14 protein-coding genes are annotated in these 18,395 nt (G+C 68.6%); 6 read left to right on the top strand and 8 right to left on the bottom strand.

All coding sequences use genetic code 11. The features are described 5' to 3' along the window. Positions 1–60: 60 nt before the first annotated feature. Positions 61–2,163, top strand: a complete 2,103-nt coding sequence (locus RN901_RS08115; protein ID WP_310757769.1) for a N,N-dimethylformamidase beta subunit family domain-containing protein — start codon at positions 61–63, stop codon at positions 2,161–2,163. A 125-nt stretch (positions 2,164–2,288) separates the two neighbouring features. Further along, on the top strand, positions 2,289–4,412 hold the full coding sequence (locus RN901_RS08110; RefSeq protein WP_310757768.1) for a N,N-dimethylformamidase beta subunit family domain-containing protein: 2,124 nt from the start codon (positions 2,289–2,291) through the stop codon (positions 4,410–4,412). A gap of 1 nt (position 4,413) precedes the next feature. Here the strand turns inward: RN901_RS08110 and RN901_RS08105 are convergent, their stop codons facing one another. The 7 genes from RN901_RS08105 to RN901_RS08075 form a co-directional block, all read right to left on the bottom strand. Further along, positions 4,414–5,955 (bottom strand): CoA-acylating methylmalonate-semialdehyde dehydrogenase, encoded by a 1,542-nt coding sequence (locus tag RN901_RS08105; RefSeq protein ID WP_310757767.1) that lies wholly within the window; start codon positions 5,953–5,955, stop codon positions 4,414–4,416. A gap of 8 nt (positions 5,956–5,963) precedes the next feature. After that, positions 5,964–7,400 carry an aldehyde dehydrogenase family protein gene (locus RN901_RS08100; RefSeq protein WP_310757766.1) on the bottom strand — a complete coding sequence of 479 codons (1,437 nt, stop codon included), beginning with the start codon at positions 7,398–7,400 and terminating at the stop codon, positions 5,964–5,966. A gap of 161 nt (positions 7,401–7,561) precedes the next feature. Further along, complete coding sequence (locus RN901_RS08095; protein WP_310757765.1) at positions 7,562–10,327, bottom strand: TonB-dependent receptor; 2,766 nt, start codon at positions 10,325–10,327, stop codon at positions 7,562–7,564. Positions 10,328–10,448: 121 nt separating this feature from the next. Beyond that, positions 10,449–11,363: a hypothetical protein gene (locus RN901_RS08090; protein ID WP_310757764.1), complete on the bottom strand. Its 915-nt coding sequence runs from the start codon at positions 11,361–11,363 to the stop codon at positions 10,449–10,451. A gap of 186 nt (positions 11,364–11,549) precedes the next feature. Continuing rightward, a complete protein-coding gene (locus tag RN901_RS08085; protein WP_310757763.1) occupies positions 11,550–11,762 on the bottom strand; it encodes a cold shock domain-containing protein in 213 nt (70 codons plus the stop codon). Positions 11,763–11,868: 106 nt separating this feature from the next. Further along, the gene (locus RN901_RS08080; RefSeq protein WP_310757762.1) at positions 11,869–12,645 is read right to left on the bottom strand and encodes a DUF6065 family protein; all 777 of its coding nucleotides are present in this window, start codon (positions 12,643–12,645) and stop codon (positions 11,869–11,871) included. Between the two features lie 19 nt (positions 12,646–12,664). Continuing rightward, the gene (locus tag RN901_RS08075; RefSeq protein WP_310757761.1) at positions 12,665–13,213 is read right to left on the bottom strand and encodes a hypothetical protein; all 549 of its coding nucleotides are present in this window, start codon (positions 13,211–13,213) and stop codon (positions 12,665–12,667) included. 245 nt (positions 13,214–13,458) lie between these two features. Between RN901_RS08075 and RN901_RS08070 the strand changes: the two genes are divergently transcribed. Continuing rightward, positions 13,459–14,703 (top strand): DUF1015 family protein, encoded by a 1,245-nt coding sequence (locus RN901_RS08070; protein ID WP_310757760.1) that lies wholly within the window; start codon positions 13,459–13,461, stop codon positions 14,701–14,703. A gap of 13 nt (positions 14,704–14,716) precedes the next feature. On the opposite strand, the gene RN901_RS08065 is transcribed toward RN901_RS08070, so the two are convergent. Beyond that, the gene (locus tag RN901_RS08065; protein WP_310757759.1) at positions 14,717–16,315 is read right to left on the bottom strand and encodes a benzoate-CoA ligase family protein; all 1,599 of its coding nucleotides are present in this window, start codon (positions 16,313–16,315) and stop codon (positions 14,717–14,719) included. A gap of 130 nt (positions 16,316–16,445) precedes the next feature. Between RN901_RS08065 and RN901_RS08060 the strand changes: the two genes are divergently transcribed. The 3 genes from RN901_RS08060 to RN901_RS08050 are packed head-to-tail and all read left to right on the top strand — an operon-like array spanning position 16,446 to position 18,393. Continuing rightward, positions 16,446–17,210, top strand: coding sequence for a creatininase family protein (locus tag RN901_RS08060; RefSeq protein ID WP_310757758.1), 765 nt, complete (start codon positions 16,446–16,448; stop codon positions 17,208–17,210). Then, positions 17,207–17,989 carry an SDR family NAD(P)-dependent oxidoreductase gene (locus RN901_RS08055; RefSeq protein ID WP_310757757.1) on the top strand — a complete coding sequence of 261 codons (783 nt, stop codon included), beginning with the start codon at positions 17,207–17,209 and terminating at the stop codon, positions 17,987–17,989. Before RN901_RS08060 ends, RN901_RS08055 begins: the two co-directional genes overlap by 4 nt. Beyond that, a complete protein-coding gene (locus RN901_RS08050; RefSeq protein ID WP_310757756.1) occupies positions 17,986–18,393 on the top strand; it encodes a RidA family protein in 408 nt (135 codons plus the stop codon). Before RN901_RS08055 ends, RN901_RS08050 begins: the two co-directional genes overlap by 4 nt. The last annotated feature ends 2 nt before the right edge of the window (positions 18,394–18,395 follow it).

Below are 18,395 nucleotides of genomic sequence, written 5' to 3'. Positions count from 1 at the left end.
GGGACGGGGCGGCCGGAGGGTCGGCCGTCCGCATGCTGACCCGGGCCCGGAGATGTAGCCATGACCCAGCCACGCCCGCGCTTCCGTCCGTCTTCCTTCTTCCTCCCCGCCTCGACGCTGCTCCTCGCGGGCGCCTGCGCGCCGCCCCAAATGACCATGGAGGAGGCGTGCGCCGATCCCGCCAACGAGATCGTGGCGGAAAACTGTCTCGAGGGGCACCCGCCCACGGAGTGGGACATCAACGGCTACGGCGATCCCAGCATCCAGGGGTTCGGGACCGACATCGCGGTCAACCGGGGCGAGACGATCCAGTTCAAGGTCGACACCGACTCCGACGACTACCGGATCGACATCTACCGCATGGGCTACTACGGCGGCATGGGGGCGCGCCGGGTGGATTCCTTCGATCCCGCCGCGACGCTGCCCCAGATCCAGCCCGAGTGCCTGCGCGCTCCGATCCCGGTGCTCGCCGAGGGGGGCGGCCTCGAGACGTGGCCCGCGCCGCTCGTGGACTGCGGCAACTGGGCGGTGTCGGCCTCATGGCAGGCGCCGGACGACGCGACTTCGGGCATCTACTTCGCCCGGCTCGTACGCGAGGACCCGATCGAGGGCTGGGTGAAGAACGATGCGTTCGAACCGACGCCGCTCCCGCCGACGGGCGAGGACTCGCTTTGGGAAGCTCCCGGCTTCCACGCCGTGATGCGGAACCCGCTGCGCGAGGCGCGCGCCAGCCACATCTACTTCGTCGTCCGTGATGACGACGGCGAATCCGACCTGCTCTTCCAGACCTCGGATCTCAACTGGCAGGCGTACAACCGCTACGGCGGCCACAGCGTGTACGGGCGCCTGAATCCCGAGCGCCTCCGGCTCCACGGCGGACCCCCGCGCGCGCCGAAAGTGAGCTACAACCGGCCCTTCGAGAACCGGCACTACCGGGCCGTGAACATGGTGTTCAACTCCGAGTACCCGATGGTCCGCTGGCTCGAGCGCAACGGCTACGACGTGAGTTACACGTCCGGCGTCGATACGGATCGCAGGGGCGAGGAACTGCTCGAGCACAAGGTCTTCCTCTCCGTCGGACACGACGAGTACTGGACGGGCCAGCAGCGGCGCAACGTGGAGGCCGCGCTCGCGGCCGGCGTTCACCTCGGCTTCTTCGGTTCGAACGACATCTTCTGGAAGGTGCGCTGGGAGCCGAGCATCGACGGATCGGAGCAGCCGTACCGCACGTTCGTGACCTACAAGGAATCGCAGGACCACCGGAAGCTCGATCCGGTCGAGTGGACGGGTCTATTCCGCGATCACCGTTCGATCAACCCGGAGGGCCCGTGGCCGGCGAACGCCCTCACCGGGACGCTGTTCACGGTGAACGCGTGGCGGAACGACCCGCTCATGGTGGACGCCGAATTCGCCGGCCTCAGGTTCTGGCGCAATACGGAGGTCGCACGGCTCCAGCCCGGTGAGCGCTACGTGTCGATCAAGGGAATCCTCGGCCACGAGTGGGACTCGGACATCGACAACGGCTTCCGCCCGCCGGGGCTGTTCCGGCTCTCCGCGACGACGATCGACAACCTGCAGTACTGCGTCCACCCGGGCCGGGGCTGCGAGACGGGGTCGGCCACGCACAACGCGGTCATGTACCGGCACGAGAACGGTGCGCTCGTCTTCGACACGGGGACGCTGCAGTGGCCGTGGGGCCTCGACGCCCACCACGACACCGAGACCGGCGTCCCGCCCGAGCGCCAGAACGGCATGGACACGCGGGTCGGAGTGGACCCGAACGGCCCGGATCTGGTGTTGCAGCAGGCGACGCTCAACGTGTTCGCGGACATGGGCGTGCAGCCCGCCACGATCCAGGCGGACCTGGTGCCGGCCACGGCTTCGACGGATGACGTCCCGCCGACGTCCTCCTTCGAGGCTCCCTCCGGGCCCGATGCGGAGAGCGGCCTGATGACGGTCAGCGGGACGGCTTCGGACGCCGGGGGCGGCGTGGTCGCTGCCGTCGAGGTGTCGCTGGACGGCGGGATGACGTGGCGCCCGGCCCGTGGCCGCACGAACTGGAGCTACGCGTGGGATCCGGATGCGTCGGGCGGCGAGGTTTCGATCCTCAGCCGCGCCGTGGACGACAGCGGCAACCTGGAGACTCCGGGCGAGGGCGGCTGAGCCGAGCCGATGTGAGCCGACGCGAGCCCCCGCCGACGTTGTAGACTCCTGACGGCGGGGGCATGTTGCGGAGACGCGGCGGCCGGGGGTCGGCCGACGCCCTGCTCTGGCTCGGAGATGTCGCCATGATCGCGTCCCCAACGCGCTTCCGTCCGTTCCCCGCCTCCTCCCTTTTCCTGGTTGTGGTCGCCGCGGGCTCCGGCTGCAGCCTGCAGGTGTCCGCGGGGGATCCGTGCGCGAACCCCGCCAACGAGATCGTGGCCGAGAACTGTCTCGAGGGGCACCCGCCGACCGAGTGGGACATCAACAGCTACGGCGACCCCAGCATCCAGGGCTTCGGCACCGACATCGCGATCGCCCAGGGCGAGACGATCGAGTTCAAGATCGACACGGACTCGGACGACTACCGGATCGACATCTACCGCATGGGCTACTACGGCGGCATGGGCGCGCGCCGGGTGGATTCCTTCGAGCCCGCCGCGACGCTGCCCCAGATCCAGCCCGAATGTCTGCGGGGCCCGATCCCGGTGCTGGCCGAGGGCGGCGGGATGGAGACGTGGCCCGCGCCGCTCGTCGACTGCGGCAACTGGGCGGTGTCGGCCTCCTGGCAGGCGCCGGAGGATGCGACCTCGGGCATCTACTTCGCACGGCTCGTGCGCGAGGACCCGATCGAGGGCTGGGTGAAGAACGACCAGTTCCGGGCGACGCCGCTCCCGCCGACCGGTGAGGACTCGCTTTGGGAGGCGCCCGGCTTCCGGGCCGTGATGCGGAACGGCCTGCGCGAGCCGCGCGCCAGCCACATCTACTTCGTCGTGCGGGACGACGACGGGGAGTCCGACATGCTCTTCCAGACGTCGGACCTCACGTGGCAGGCGTACAACCGCTACGGCGGGCACAGCGTGTACGGCCGGCTGAACCCGGAGCGCCTCCGCCTCCACGGCGGAGAGCCGCGGGCGCCCAAGGTCAGCTACAACCGGCCCTTCGAGACGCGCCACTACCGGGCCGTGAACAAGGTCTTCAACTCCGAGTATCCGATGGTCCGCTGGCTGGAGCGCAACGGGTACGATGTCAGCTATTTCTCGGGCATCGACACGGATCGCCGCGGCGAGGAACTGCTCGAGCACAAGGTCTTCCTCTCGGTCGGACACGATGAGTACTGGACAGGACGGCAGCGGCGGAACGTGGAGGCCGCCCGGGCCGCCGGCCTGAACCTCGCCTTCTTCAGTTCGAACGAGGTGTACTGGAAGGTGCGCTGGGAGGCGAGCATCGACGGCTCGGGTGAGCCCTACCGGACACTCGTGACGTACAAGGACTCACAGGACCACCGGCGTCTGGACCCTGTCGAATGGACCGGCGAGTTCCGCGACCACCGATCGATCAACGCCGAAGGGCCGTGGCCGGAGAACGCCCTCACGGGGACGCTGTTCACCGTGAACGCGTGGCGGAACGACCCCATCATCGTCGATGCCGAGTTCGCCGACCTGCGCTTCTGGCGCAATACGGAGGTCGCGCGCCTGCGGCCCGGTGAGCGGTACGTCTCCATCAAGGGAATCCTCGGCCATGAATGGGACTCGGACATCGACAACGGGTTCCGGCCGCCCGGACTGTTCCAGGTGGCCGCGACGGAGATCGACAACACCCTCTACTGCGTGCACCCGGGGCGCGGCTGCGAGACGGGCACGGCCACGCATCACGCGGTGCTGTACCGGCACGAGGGCGGGGCGCTCGTGTTCGGCTCCGGGACGCTGCAGTGGTCGTGGGGGCTCGACGCGCACCACGATACGGAGACGGGCGTCCCCCCCGAGCGTCAGAACGGCGCCGACACCCGCGTGGGCGTCGACCCGCATGGCCCCGACCTCGTCCTGCAGCAGGCGACGATGAACCTGTTCGCGGACATGGGCGTGCAGCCCGCCACGATGCAGCCGGACCTGGTGGCCGCGACGGCTTCGACGGATCGCACGCCACCCACATCCTCGTTCGGGCCGCCGTCGGCGCCAAACGAGGAGAGCGGTATGGTGACCGTCACCGGGACGGCGTCGGACACCGGCGGTGGCGTTGTCGCGGCCGTCGAAGTCTCGCTCGACGGGGGAGCGACCTGGCACCCGGCCCGCGGCCGGACGGACTGGAGCTACGAGTACGACCCCGCCGCTGCCGGAGACGAGGTCTCGATCCTGAGCCGCGCGGTGGACGACAGCGGCAACCTCGAGACGCCGAGCTCGACCACCGGCGGCGCGGACGGGGGAGGCTGATTCAGCGGTTCGTCGGGAATCCCAGGTCGACGCGGCTGCCGGCGGGGTCGGGCCAGCGCGTCGTCATCACCTTCGGTTTCGTGTAGAAGTGCACGCCCTCCGGGCCGTAGATCGCGTGCGCCCCGAACGCCGACTCCTTCCAGCCGCCGAAGGAGTGATATCCGACCGGAACCGGAATCGGGACGTTGAGGCCGACCATGCCCGCGTCCGCATCCTCCTGGAACTGCCGCGCGGCGCCGCCGTCGCGCGTGAAGATCGCGGCCCCGTTCCCCCAGGGATTGTGCCGCAACAGGTCGACGGCTTCGTGGTACGTCCCCACGCGCACGACGCAGAGGACCGGACCGAAGATCTCGTCTCGATAGACGGTCATGTCGGGCGTCACCTCGTCGAGCAGCGTGACGCCGAGGAAGAAACCGTCGCCCTCGAAGTGCGCCTTTCGACCATCGACGACGACGCGCGCCCCGGCTTCGGCGCCCTGGCGCACGTAATCCGCGACGCGGTCGCGGTGCTCGGCCGTGATGAGCGGGCCCATCTCGGAGGCGGGATCGTCGCCGGGGCCGATGCGCAGTTTCTCCATGCGGGCGCGGATGGCGTCGACGAGCGGATCGGCGCTGTCGCCGACCGCGACCGCGACGGAGATCGCCATGCACCGCTCGCCAGCCGATCCGTACGCGGCGGAGACGGCGGAGTCCGCGGCGAGATCGATGTCCGCGTCGGGCAGCACGACCATGTGGTTCTTGGCGCCGCCGAGCGCCTGCACACGCTTTCCGTGCGCGGTGGCCGTCTCGTACACGTGCCGGGCGACCGGCGTCGATCCCACGAAGCTGACGGCCTGCACCTCAGGGTGCTCGAGCAGGCGGTTCACGGCCACGTGGTCTCCGTGCACGACGTTCAGAACGCCCCCCGGGAAGCCGGCCTCGTGGAAGAGTTCCGCGATGAAGCTGGCGGCGCTGGGATCGCGCGGTGACGGTTTCAGCACGAACGTGTTCCCGCACGCGACCGCGTTCGGGAACATCCAGAGCGGCACCATGGCCGGGAAGTTGAACGGCGTGATCCCCGCCACGACCCCGAGCGGCCGCCGGACGGAATAGACGTCGACGCCCGAGGATGCCTGCTCGTTGTACGTCCCCTTCAAGTGTTCGGAGAGGCCGCAGGCGTACTCGATGTTCTCCACGCCGCGCGCGACCTCGCCGATCGCGTCGGCCAGCACCTTTCCGTGCTCGGCGGTGAGCCGTTTCGCGATCTCTTCGGCATTTTCCACAACCAGGTTGCGGTAGGCAAACATGAGCTTCGTGCGCCGCGCGACGCTGACGCAGCGCCACTCGTCGAACGCCGCGAGCGCCGCCGCCACGGCCTCATCGACTTCATCGGCGTTCGCCATCGGCAGCTCGCCCGTCTGCCGGCCGGTCGCGGGATTGAAAACGGGCGAGGTCCGGCCGGACGATCCGGCTCGCGGTTCACCGCCGACCAGGTGTGGAATCCGTTCGACCGGATCCGGCGCATCGGCGGCCGCCCGGTTCGTCGCGGCTGACGCCGAAGGCATCGCTGTGCTCACTTGGCCCCCTCGTGGTAGCCGAGGATCGCCTTCACTTCGAGGAACTCCTCGAGTCCGTGGCGGCCCCACTCGCGCCCGTTGCCGGATTGCTTGTAGCCGCCGAACGGCATCCTGAAGTCCGGGCGCGCGCCGTTCAGGTTGACCTGGCCCGACCGGATCCGGCGCGCGACGGACCGCCCACGTTCGCGGTCGCCCGCCGACACGTAGCCGGCGAGGCCGTAGAGCGTGTCGTTCGCGATGCGAACCGCGTCATCGTCGTCCTCGTATCCGATGAGCACGAGGACCGGACCGAAGATCTCTTCGCGCGCGACGACCATCTCGTTGTTCACGTGCGAGAAGACCGTCGGCCGGACGTAGTATCCCCGCTCCAGTCCCTCCGGTCGCCCGGGCCCTCCGGTCGCGAGGCGGGCACCCTCCTCGATTCCCCGCTCGATCAGCCGCTGGATCTTGTCGAACTGCACGTCGGACACCGCCGGGCCGATCGTCGTCCCCTCGGTGCCCGGATCGCCGACCACCACCTTCCCGGCCGCCGCGGCCGCGATGTCCGCGGCCTCGTCCATCCGCGAATGCGGCACGAGCATGCGCGTCGGCGCGTTGCAGGACTGTCCCGTGTTGTTGCAGACGGCGAAGACGCCCCGGGACACCGCTCGCCCGAAATCGGCGTCGTCCAGGATGATGTTGGCCGACTTGCCGCCCAGTTCCTGGGCCACGCGCTTCACCGTCGACGCCGCGTTCCGTGCCACCTCCACCCCGGCCCGGGTGGAGCCCGTGAACGAGACCATGTCGACATCGGGGTGCGACGATAGCGCTGCGCCGACCACCGGACCGGCTCCGTTCACGAGGTTGAAGACCCCCGGCGGCACACCGGCCTCATGCAGGATGTCCGCGAAGATCAGCGCGTTGAGCGGCGCGACTTCCGACGGCTTGAGCACCATCGTGCACCCCGCCGCCAGCGCCGGCGCCACCTTGCAGGCGATCTGGTTCAGCGGCCAGTTCCACGGCGTGATGAAGGCGCACACGCCCACCGGCTCCCTTACGAGGAGAGACGTTCCGAGGTCGGTCTCGAACTCGAAGTCCGCGAGGATCTTCAGCATGGTTCGGAAGTGGGCCATGCCGGACGGAACCTGTGCCTGCGCGGCCAGCGCCATCGGCGCGCCCATCTCTGAGCTGACGGTCGCGGCCAACTCCGCCGAACGGGCCCCGTAGCCCTCGCAGATGCGTTCCAGCAGCGCGACCCGTTCCTCCCGGCTCGTCTGCGAGAAGGGGTCGAACGCGGCCTTCGCGGCCGCCACCGCGGCGTCCGCATCAGCCTGCCCACCCATCGCGATGGCTCCGATCACTTCCTCGGTGGCCGGGTTGACCACATCCAGCGTCTCATCGACCGACGGTCCAACCCACGCGCCGTCGATGTAGAACTTGCGGAGGTTCTCCACGGATCCCCTTTCCCGCGCCGCGCGATGCGGCGTCACGATGTTCGTACAAAAACACGACCCCGGCGGGGAGCGACCTTCGCCTCCCGCCGGGGTCGATCCTACCCTCCGGGGTCGGCCTCGACTACCGGCGACCCCGGATCCCACCGACTACGCTTCGAAACTCACCCGGTCAACCACGACCACCGGTAGTTCACGCGCACGTAGTAGTAGCCGCCGTTGAAACCGAACGGCGAGCTCTCCGGATAGAGCAGACCCACGTCGTCGGCCGTGTCCGGAGCCTGCGTGGCCGGATACGTGTCGAACAGGTTGTTCGCGCCGATCGTGATTGTTGCATCGTCCGTGAGGTCGGTCGACAACTCGAAGTCGACGAGGAACCGGCCGGGGAAGGCCGTGCCCTCCACGCCGCCGATCACCACGCCGCCGACGTCCACCCACGAATCGTACCAGGTACCGCGGACGAGAGCGCGCACCCCGCCCAGCGTGTGCAGCACGTTGAGCGAACCCCGCCACGAGGGGACGGACTGCTCGAGCTGATCCACCCGGTCCGTGTCGATGACGTCAGGGTTGAAATCGGTGACGGACGTGCCGTTGTAGTTGAAGAGCGCGCTGAAGCTCGTCGCGCCACCCATCCCCGGGGGCGTGTAGTTCGCCACGACATCGAGCCCCTGCGTCCTCGTGCTGAAGTCATTGGTGAAGAACCGGAACTCGGCGAGGTTCGCGGCGCTGGTGACTCCCTCCGACAGAAGGCGCGTGACGTCTTCGGGCGCGAGCTTGAACGTCTGCGTCTGCGCGAAGCGGTCCGAGATCGCGATCCGGTAGTAATCCACCGTCAACTTGAACGCATCCGCGTCGAACACGGCTCCGGCAGTGAGGCTGAACGCCTTCTCGGGCGTCAGCTGCCGCCCGCCCTCAAGGGCCGCCACGGCCGACGTCGAGGGGATCGTGCCGCGGTTGACGAGGTCGCCGATCGTCGCGTCGAACACGGTCGACACGTTGAAGGCGTTCTGCTGCCCCGGCGTCGGGGCGCGGAAGCCGGTGCTCCCGCCGGCGCGCAGGGCGAGCCGGTCGCTGACCTCGAGGCGGCCCGAGACCTTCCCCGTCACCTGGCTTCCGAAGTCGGAGAAGTCCTCCCAGCGCAACGCGGCGCCGAGCGTCCACGGGTCTTCGCTGCCGCCCAGGTGAATGTCTCCGTAGATCGCCACGTTCTGGCGGTCCCAGTTTCCCGCGGCGATCGGGCTGAAGCCCGGGAAGCCGTTGGACGACGAACTGAAGCCCTGCGCGGCGTAGGGCCCGATCTTCCACGACTCGTCCTGTCCCTGCCCGATCGTGAAGCGCTCGTCCCGCCGCTCGAGCCCGCCCGCGACGTGGACCTGCTCGCTGGCGTCGTACGCGAAGTCGAGGTTGATGTTGAACTCATCCTGCCGGTAGAGCCCCGGGTCGAAATGCGTGGGCGTCTCCGGCCCGAGCGCCGCGTTCACCGTGTTGTAGATGAAGAAGTCGGCGGTGTGGCTGCCGAAGCTGGCGCTCGCGTCCCAGGTAAAGCCGTCCGCGTTGCCGCCCTTGACGCCGCTGACGACGGACCAGTCGGTGACGTTGCCGCCGAACTGGGGTGTGAAGCCGCCCGGGAACATCTCCTGGAACGAGAAGCAGTTCGGGTCGGCGAAGACCTGCGCCAACGCCACCGGGTCGGGGACATGGTTCGTGATGAGGACCTCGGGGCAGTTCGCCGATCCGAGGCCCTTCGCCTCCAGCACGTCACCGATGAGGAGCGACTGCCCGCCGTCACCGCTGAACACAGAGCCGCGCGTGTTCGGATTACGGAAGAAGAACCCGCCGTCCACCTCCTTGGTGGAGAGGTTGCCGAACGCGTAGAACTGCTCGTCGTCGCTGAACGTGTAACCCGTGTTGAGCCACACCTTGAGGTCGTCGTTGACCTCGGGCGACCCCCAGATCTGGGCCGTGGGCGTCCGCACGGCGGAGTTGCCGGCCGAGAGGAGTGCGATGGCGTCGGCGCGCTGGATGGCCCGGTCGGTCGGATCCTGGTTGCCGTATTCCACGCTGAGGTTGGCGAAGCCGGTGGCCCCCAGGGGGACGCCGATGTTGCCGGAGACGGTGAGCATGTCGCCGTCGCCCTCGTAGTAACTGCCGCTCTTGACCTCGATCATGCCGCCGTCGCGGTCGTCCTTCAGGATGAAGTTCATCACGCCGGCGATGGCGTCGGAACCATACTGCGCCGAGGCGCCGTCGCGGAGGACTTCCACCTGCCGCAGCGCGATGCCGGGAATTGAGCCGATGTCCACGCCCTGGGCCCCATCCGAGAGACCGGCCCCGAGCCACGTGATGATCGACCCGCGGTGCCGCCGCTTCCCGTTGATCAGCACCATCGTGTGATCGGACGCGAGCCCCCGCAGGTTCGCGGGACGCGTGATCGTGGCGGCGTCGCTGATGGGCTCGACGCGGACGTTGTAGGACGGGACCACGGTGCGAAGCAGAAAGTCGATGTTCGTCTCTGCCTGGCTGGTGATCTCGGACACCGGGATCACGTCCACAGGCACCATCGACTCGGTCACCGTTCGCGGCTGCGCGCGGCTTCCGACGACCACCAGCTCACCAAGGTTGATCGCCTGGAGTTCCAGCGCGAAGTCCTGGTTCGCCGTCTGGCCGCTCACGACCGAGACCGTCTGCGTCTGAATGGCGTAACCGATGAGCCGGACTTCGACCGCGTGGTCGCCGGCCGGAACGCCGGAAATCGAATAGGCGCCGCCGGCGCCCGAGCCCACCGATATGTCGAGCGCGGGGATCGCGACCCTCGCGCCGCTGAGGCCGGCGCCGGCCGGATTGGTCACCCTGCCCTCGATGGTCCCCTGGGCATACGCCGCCGCCGGCGCCGCCAGAAAGGCGAGGGCCAGCAATGCTCGTTTCAGCATACTCATCTCCTGAGGTTGGTTGTACTCAACTCCCGAAGTTGGTCGGTTCAAACAGGTCGGCTCGGAACTTCCCGTTCCCGAGGGCCCGAGCCGAGGGGCCCGCGGGACATCCGGAGATGCTCTAGAGCGGAGCCCAGGGCATCTCGAGGGACCTCCACATGTGTGCAACCGGACTGTTGTCGTACCCGAGACCCTCCTTTGGCTGCTTGAAGTGGCGCCCGACGATGTCGATGAACGGATCCAGCGAAACCTCCATGCCCTCCTGGAAGGCATACGTGTCGTTGACGCAGATCATGCGGGCCGAAACGTACAGCGGATGGCCCTTCGCGTATTCCGCAGCCTGCTTGATGTAGTCCGGCGGGATGTAGTCCTCGCCGAAGATCCGGTTGTACAGCTCCGGGTACTCGTACCCGTACTCCTCGTCCGGATAGAAGCGCAGCGCGCCGTGATACCGGATGCCCCAACTCACGTACTCGGGCACGTATGGTTCGTACAACTGCGCGCCCCACCAGCCGTGATCCACCTTGATCAGGTTCTGCACGGTGTCGTGGAGCAGGCCGGCGAGGACGTTTTCCTCGGGCTGCCCGTCATTCAACGCGTGAGTCGCGCTCTGCAGGACATGCCGGGCGGGCCAGAACCTCCGCCGGAAGAAATCTTCCAGCGTCGGATTCGCCGGCAGGGGTTCGAGAATCTCGTCGCTGGGCCTGAACAGGTTGCCGGTGCCGCGCGGGGCGTTGAGTTCCTGCGCGGCGGCGTGGTCGTCGTGATCGTCGTCGTGGTCTTCGTCCGCGAACTCCGCTTCGGCCTCCGCAGCCTCCGCGAGCAACTCGTTCTCGTCGAGAAGCCGCGGGTCGAGGTCTTCGGTCCGCGGGACGGGACCGTGGTGGTGATGATGGTCGTGAGCGTGACCCGGATCCTCGCCGTCGAGGAGATCGCACATGTAGTGCTCCAGGGCCTCCGCCTTGTCCTCGGGCGTCATCACCGCGAGGGCACCGGCACCAACCGATGCGAGGAACTTTCTTCGGTCGATCTCCATGCTTCCCTCCCGGCGCTGGAGGTTAGGCGGCCGTTACGCCTTCAAGTTGATTAAACGAGCGCGGGATTGCTAGATGTGACGGTGCGAGAGGGGTCGCGCGAGACTGCGAAAAAACGGGGGCGCCCAGTCTCGGGACGCCCTTCCTTCCATGTACCTCTCTACGTAACCCGTGATGATACCGTCGGATCAATAGGCCTGTTTGACCACGTTCTCGGCTTTGGGGCCCTTCGGTCCGTCGACGACATCGAGTTCGACCTTCTCACCTTCCGCCAGGCTCCGAAAACCATCCGCCTGGATCGCCGTGTGGTGAACGAAGACCTCCGCGGACCCATCATCGAGCGCGATGAACCCGAAGCCCTTCTGATCGTTGAACCACTTGACTGTGCCGCTTCTGCGCATGCCGTGCTCCTGGCCACAATGCCGGTGAACCTGATCCGGTTCGCGTTTTCCGGAGCCCAGAATACACGGGAAATTTGCGGTTGTCCATGCGCCGGACGGGACGCGTCTATTTCCCCATGGACATGAAATCGCGAAGCCGGAGTTTCGTCTGGTGGTCCTGCATCCGCATGCCGCGCATGTTCTGGCCGCGAATGTAGGTCCGCTGCCAGCCCTCTTGAACGGCCTCCTCGTCGTGGGCGTGGAGGTCGTCAATGAACTGGGCTCGGGACTCGTGCCATGCCGTGTACTGTTTCGCGATGAGCTTGTCGTCCCAGAGCTCGCGCGTGCGGGGGCGCGCGTTCTCGAGATAGTGTCGCGGCATGGGCATGATCCGGCAGATCGGCTCTCCCTCGTCGAAGCGGATCCAGTGCTTGGGCCGCGTGACCTTCCAGTTCATTGTGAACGAGAACGGGGCCCAGTCGGTCTCGATGATCCCGTCGAGCGGGACGATGCCGTCCTTCGGGAGGTTGGGGCAGCCTCGCGCCCAGAGGTTGTGGCCCTTCGTGGTACGGAACAGATAGCCGGGCGTGAACGTCACGACTCCGCTCCCGAAATGGCTCGCGATGGCGGGGTGGGGCTCGTCCTCCCAGCGAAAACGGATGGACTCCAACTCGGCCCCGCCGTCCCACCGAAGCCAGAACTTCGTGGGGCAGAGCAGATCCCAACCGGCCTGGTTCGCGATGAGGAGCGGGAGGCAGCGGTAGGCAAAGCGGTCCGGCGTTTCGTCCATCCACTCGCGGCGCTGGTCGCCCGTCACGATCTCGAGGGCGGTGTCGGCGACCCGGAATGCCGTCAGTTCGATGCCGCGCGCGGATTGGGGCCGCGCCTTGGCCTTCTTCGCCACCGGGCGGACGCCGTGCGCCTTACCGCGCCGAGACCCGGTTCGCCGGCCCGCCTCCGCCTCCGCCCTCGACAGCGTCGACGAGCGACTTGCCCAGGTCCAGAGGCACGAGACGGCCGCCGATCTCCGCGACGCCCTGTATGCGGACCCAGCGGTCGAGCAGCGTCACCTGGAGCACGGTCTCGAAACCGTCGGTCGTCGCGCTGGGGTCGATCTTCATCGTGATCCGCCGCGCGGCGACGTCGTACTCCCACGAACCGTAGAACCGGGTTTCCAGGGTCGTACCGCCCGGCCCAAGTCCGGTCAACGTGATCCGTGAACTCAGGTTCTGGATCGACCCGAAGACCAGACGGACATCGGAACCCGGGGGGAGAGGCTGGAAGTCGTCGGGGAGGTCCGGCACCTGGCGCTGGAGAAGTTCGAGCGGTCGGTAGGCGCCGACGATGGTGTGATGGACGGTCCGGTAGGCGGGGCCGTACGGGTTGTTGTCCAGTTCGCACGCCGCCATGCCGCCGGCGAGGATGGCGCCCGTGGCCGCGCTCGCGATGTTCCGGACCCGCAGAGATCTCATGAAGCCTCCAGCACTCGTTTCGACCGGCATGCCACACCCCCCGGGCACGGCCGAGCCGGCCGGGGGGACGCGACACTCCTCTGAATAAGAAACGCTCCGGCCTCGCGCGGGCAACCCGCCGTCCGCGCATCAGGCGCCGGGAGGCTCCCTTCACCAGGGGGCGTTGCGCGGGATGTCTCCGGTTGACAGGGTCTTGGCGAGGTCAACCGCGCCCGACTCGATACTCGAACCCGGTTCGTTGCGAAATGCTCACGATACGCCCCATCCGCCGCGCGCTCGTGCCCGTCGATTCCGCGGCCGCGCGCCGCGTCTCCGCGCTCAACTACGATGAGTTTCAGGGGGACCACGAGATCTGGGAAGCCATCCGGGACGCACCTGATTCGGTGCTGAACGTCACCATGGCGCACTGCGCCGTGACGAGCCCGGACCGGATCCTGAGGGGAGACTCGGAGGAGTCGCTCGCGCGGGCGCGCCGCAACTTCGAGCGCCTGCGCGCCTCCCCGCTTACGCACGAGGTGAAGAGGACCCTGTACATCTATGAGATCGTGGATCCGCGGCGCCCCGGCGTGCGCCAGATCGGCCTCGGCGGATTGGCCCGCACGGACGAGATCCGGACGGAAGACACGCCGGCCGGGCCAATCATCCGGAACGAAGGGGTTCGCCCGCCCAAGGCGAGGGGACGCGCCCGGCTCATCGAGGCGACGGGCGCCATCATCGGGACCGTGAACAATGCGGTCCCGGACGAGTCCGGGGCGTTCGCGGCGGCGCTCGAGCGTCATGCGGACGGAACGGCGGCCGATTTCGAGGTCGAGGGGCGCCTGGGGACGACGCATCACATCTGGCTCGTCGCCGAGCCGGGCGCGGTGACGCGTCTGCAGCGCCTTCTTGCGGACCAGCCGGAGGCGTACGTGGCCGACGGGAACCACCGGAGCGCCGCCGCGGCCATGCTGGGACACGAGTCCTTTCTCGCGGTGTTCTTTCCGGCCGACCGGATGGGGATCTCCCCCTACAATCGGCTGGCCCGGCTTCCCGGCGACCGCGTCGCGCCGGTGGAGTCGGCGCTGGCGCGTTCGTTCGACGTAGCGCTTGCCGGAGACGGGCCCCTGCAGCCGGAAGAGACACATGTGATCGGCGTGTACACGGCGGACGGGGGTTGGCGGCGCGCCTCGCCGCGGGCCGGCGTCTACGACGAGGCGGACGCCGCGGCCTCCATCGACCACGATATCGTGCAGCGGACGCTCTTCGCGGATCTGGGCATCCCCGATGCGGCCGACGAGCGGCTCACTTTCGTCGGCGCCAACAAGGACGCGGCGTGGCTCGCGGCCGAAGTGGACGGGGGTCGAGCCGATCTGGCCGTCACGCTACCCGCCGTGACGATGGACCAGTTTGTCGCGGTCTGCCGGCAGCGCCGGATGATGCCTCCCAAGTCGACCTGGTTCGAGCCCAAGATCCGGAGCGGACTCGTCATGGCACATCTCGACGGCGACTAGAACGCCGCGGGGGTCAGCTCCGGGATCGATCGCGGAGTGCGGCGCGATCGACCTTTCCGAGGTGTGTCCTGGGCAGATCCGCCACTACGTGAACGGCGGCGGGCGTCTTGTACGAGGACAGCCGCGCACCGACGAATTCCCTGAGTTCCGGTGGAAGCTCGCCGGCTCTTCCGGCGGCCGGTTTCGTCGGGACGACCCAGGCGACCGGCTCCACGAGACCCTCGGGGGTCGGGACGCCGACCACGGCCGCCTCCGCCACGGCCTCGTGCCGCAGCAGGCAGTCCTCCACCTCGCCGGGCGACAGCCACTTTCCCTTCACCTTGAGCATGTCGTCGCCGCGCCCGCAGTAGCGGAAGACCCCCCGTTCGTCGCGGACGACCATGTCGCCCGACACGTACCACTCGCCCCGGAAGGCCTCCGCCGTCGCCCGCGCCCGCTGCCAGTACCCCAGCGCCCGCGATCCGCCGCGGACCCGGAGCCAACCCACTTCGCCGTCCGGAAGTTCTCGCCCCTCGTCGTCGCAGACCCGCACCTCGAAACCCGGCACCGCGCGCCCCAGCGTGCCCGGATGCACCTCGTCCGGACGGTTGCTGAGAAAGATGTGCCACATTTCCGCCGTCCCCAGCCCGTCCAGGAGCGGTACGCCCCACGCGTCCCGCCAGCGCCGGTGAAGTTCGGGCGGCAGCGCCTCGCCCGCCGAGGTCGCGAGACGAAGGCATGAGAGATCGCTCGCGGCCGCGTCCGGGTGCGCCACCATGAGCCGGATCATGGTGGGCACGTTGACGAGTACGGTGGGGCGGAATCGCGCGATCTTCCCGAACAGGACGTCCGGACTGCAGCGCTCCGGGAAGAGGGCCGCGGTCGCCCCGACCGAGAAGGGGAAGAAGAGGTTGGATCCGGTGGCGTAGCCGAAGAACAGTTTCGGGACGGAAAGCGTGATGTCGTCCTCCGTCAGACCCAGTATCCGCTTGCCGTAGCACTCCGTCGTGTTGGCGAACGAAGCGTGCGTCTGCACGACGCCTTTCGGGCGACCGGTCGTCCCGCCGCTGAACAGCCAGAGGGCGGGATCGTGCCGGTGAGTGGGGTACGGATCCAGCGTCGCCGGTTGGCCGTCCAGACGCTCCCTGAACCGCGGCCGGTCCACAACGAACGTTTCGCGCGGGGCGGAGATCCCTTCGCCCCAGCGGATCGCCCCTCCGTCATCCGTCGCGGACCCGGCTTCGCGGAAGGCGTCCGCGCGCCCGGAGTCCACGAGAAGGATGGCGCCGCGCGTGTAACGAAAGAAGTACGAGATCTCGTCGCGCCGAAGATACGGGTTCAGCATGACGCCCACGGCGCCGATCCGCAGCGTGCCGAAGAGCGCGCCGACGAAGTCCGGTCCGTCCGGGAGCGCGATGAGGACCCGCTCCTCCGGTCGCACGCCGGCGCGGCGCAGGAGGTGGCCGTAGCGGTTCGCGAGCGCGTCGACCTCGGCATAGGTCGTCTCGCCGTCGTCGGTGAGGAGCGCGCGGCGGCCGCCCCGCCCCTCCCGGATGCGGTCGCCCAGGAAGTAATCGGCGATGTTGAAGCGCTCGGGCGGATCGAAGATCTGCTGCGGCGCGGGGTCTCGCATCGGGCTCCGTCGGCGGGGGTCGTCCGGCGTCTGGCTCGGGTCTAGTGTGGTATGCGCGGCCCGGCGCGTCTACAACCGACGCGGCCCGCCCGGACTTGCGCCCCTCTCTGGCACGGCGTAGCGAGACTCCATGACTCTGTACAGGCTTTCGGACCTCACCTGGGAAGAGGTCGGGGCGCTCGACTCCGATCGGACGGTCGCCATCCTGCCCGTGGGAGCCACCGAAGCGCACGGCCCCCACCTGCCTCTCGACACCGATGTCACCATCGCCGAAGCGATGGCGGAAGCCGGCGCGCGACGACTCTCGGCTCGCGGTCTGCAGATCGTGCTCCTCGACGGCCTCCGCTACACGCCCGCCGCGTTCGCCGCGAGGTTTCCCGGCACGATCGACATCGGCCCCGCGACGCTCACCGCTCTGCTCGTCGACATCGCCGCCAGCCTGCGACGGGCCGGGATCGTCACCCTGGCGATCGCGAACGCGCACTTCGACCCCGCCAACCTCGAGGCGCTCCGGGCCGCCGCCGCGGCGATCGCCGAGGGCGACGCCATTCGCGTCGTGTTTCCGGATGTGACGCGCCGGCCGTGGGGAAACCGGCTGACGAAGGAGTTCCGGAGCGGGGCCTGTCATGCCGGGCAGTACGAGGGCTCGATCCTCCTCGCCCGCAGCCCCGGGCGCGTGCGGGAGGAGATCATGCGCGAGCTGGAGGACAATCCCGTCTCCCTCTCCGCGGCGATTGGGGCCGGACTGGGAGACTTCGCGGAAGCGGGGGGGACGCGGGCCTATTTCGGCTACCCGTCGCAGGCGACGGCGGAAGAGGGACGTGCTACCATTGAGACGCTCGGAGACATCCTCGCGGAAGCGGTGGGAGAAGCCCTGAGGGAGGAGAAAGCATGAGTCTCGCCGGACGTGGCGCTCTCATCACGGGCGGAGGGCGCGGCATCGGAGCCGCGACGGCACGGACGCTGGCGGACCGAGGCGTCCGACTGGTCCTCGCGGCGCGGAGCACGGCGGAGATCGGGGCGGTCGCGGCCGAGCTTCGGGACCGTGGCGGCGAGGCGTGGGCGGCGACGTGCGACGTGTCGGACCCGGCGAAGGTGGAGGACCTGTGCCGCGAGGCCGCGAACCGGCTCGGAGCCGTGGACATCCTCGTCAACAATGCCGGCGTGGCCAGTTCGGCCGCCATCGTGAAACTCGCCCTGGAGGAGTGGGACCGGCTGTGGCGCATCAACGCGACCGGTGCGTTGCTCGCGATGCAGGGCGTGCTTCCCGGCATGATGGAACGCGGCTGGGGCCGGATCGTGAACGTGGCCTCGGTCGCCGCGCTGCGCGGAGCACGCTACATCGCCGCCTACGCCGCGTCGAAGCACGCCCTTCTCGGACTCACGCGCTCCGCCGCCGCCGAAGTGGCCGGAGCCGGGGTCACGGTGAACGCGGTCTGTCCCGGCTACGTCGACACCCCGATGACGGATGCAACGATCGAGAACATCGTGAAGCGAACGGACATGGAAGAGACGGACGCGCTCGACGCGATTCTTGCGACGACGCCGCAGCGGAGGCTCATCGCCCCCGGGGAGGTCGCGGCAACCATCGCGTTCCTGTGTGAAGACGAAGCGCTGAGCATCAACGGCCAGACCGTCGTGCTGGACGGCGGCGCCACGTCGGCTCTCCAGTGACCGACCCGTTCGAGGTGCTGAATCCGGCCGCGCTGGGCGAGCCGCGGGGCTGGAATCATGGGCTCCTCGCTCCTCCCGGCGGGCGCGTGCTGTTCGTCGCCGGGCAAACGGCGAGCGGATCGAGCGGACGCATTGAGACGCCGGACTTCGCCGCGCAGTTCGCGCTCGCGCTCGACCGCGTGCTGGCGGTCGTCCGGGCGGCGGGCGGAGAGCCTGCGCATATCGGACGGATGACCATCTACGTGACGGATCTCGCCACCTACCGCGACGCGCGTTCCGAACTCGGGGCGACGTGGCGCGCCCGGCTCGGCCGGCACTACCCCGCCATGGCGCTCGTCGAGGTCAGCGCGCTCGTCGATGCCGGCGCGCAGGTCGAGATCGAGGCGACCGCCGTCCTGCCGTGACC

It is taken from the genome of Candidatus Palauibacter soopunensis (assembly GCF_947581735.1).
Taxonomy (GTDB): Bacteria; Gemmatimonadota; Gemmatimonadetes; order Palauibacterales; family Palauibacteraceae; genus Palauibacter; species Palauibacter soopunensis.
The sequence above is the reverse complement of the archived record's forward strand: the minus strand, read 5'-3'. Positions and strand labels throughout refer to the sequence as shown.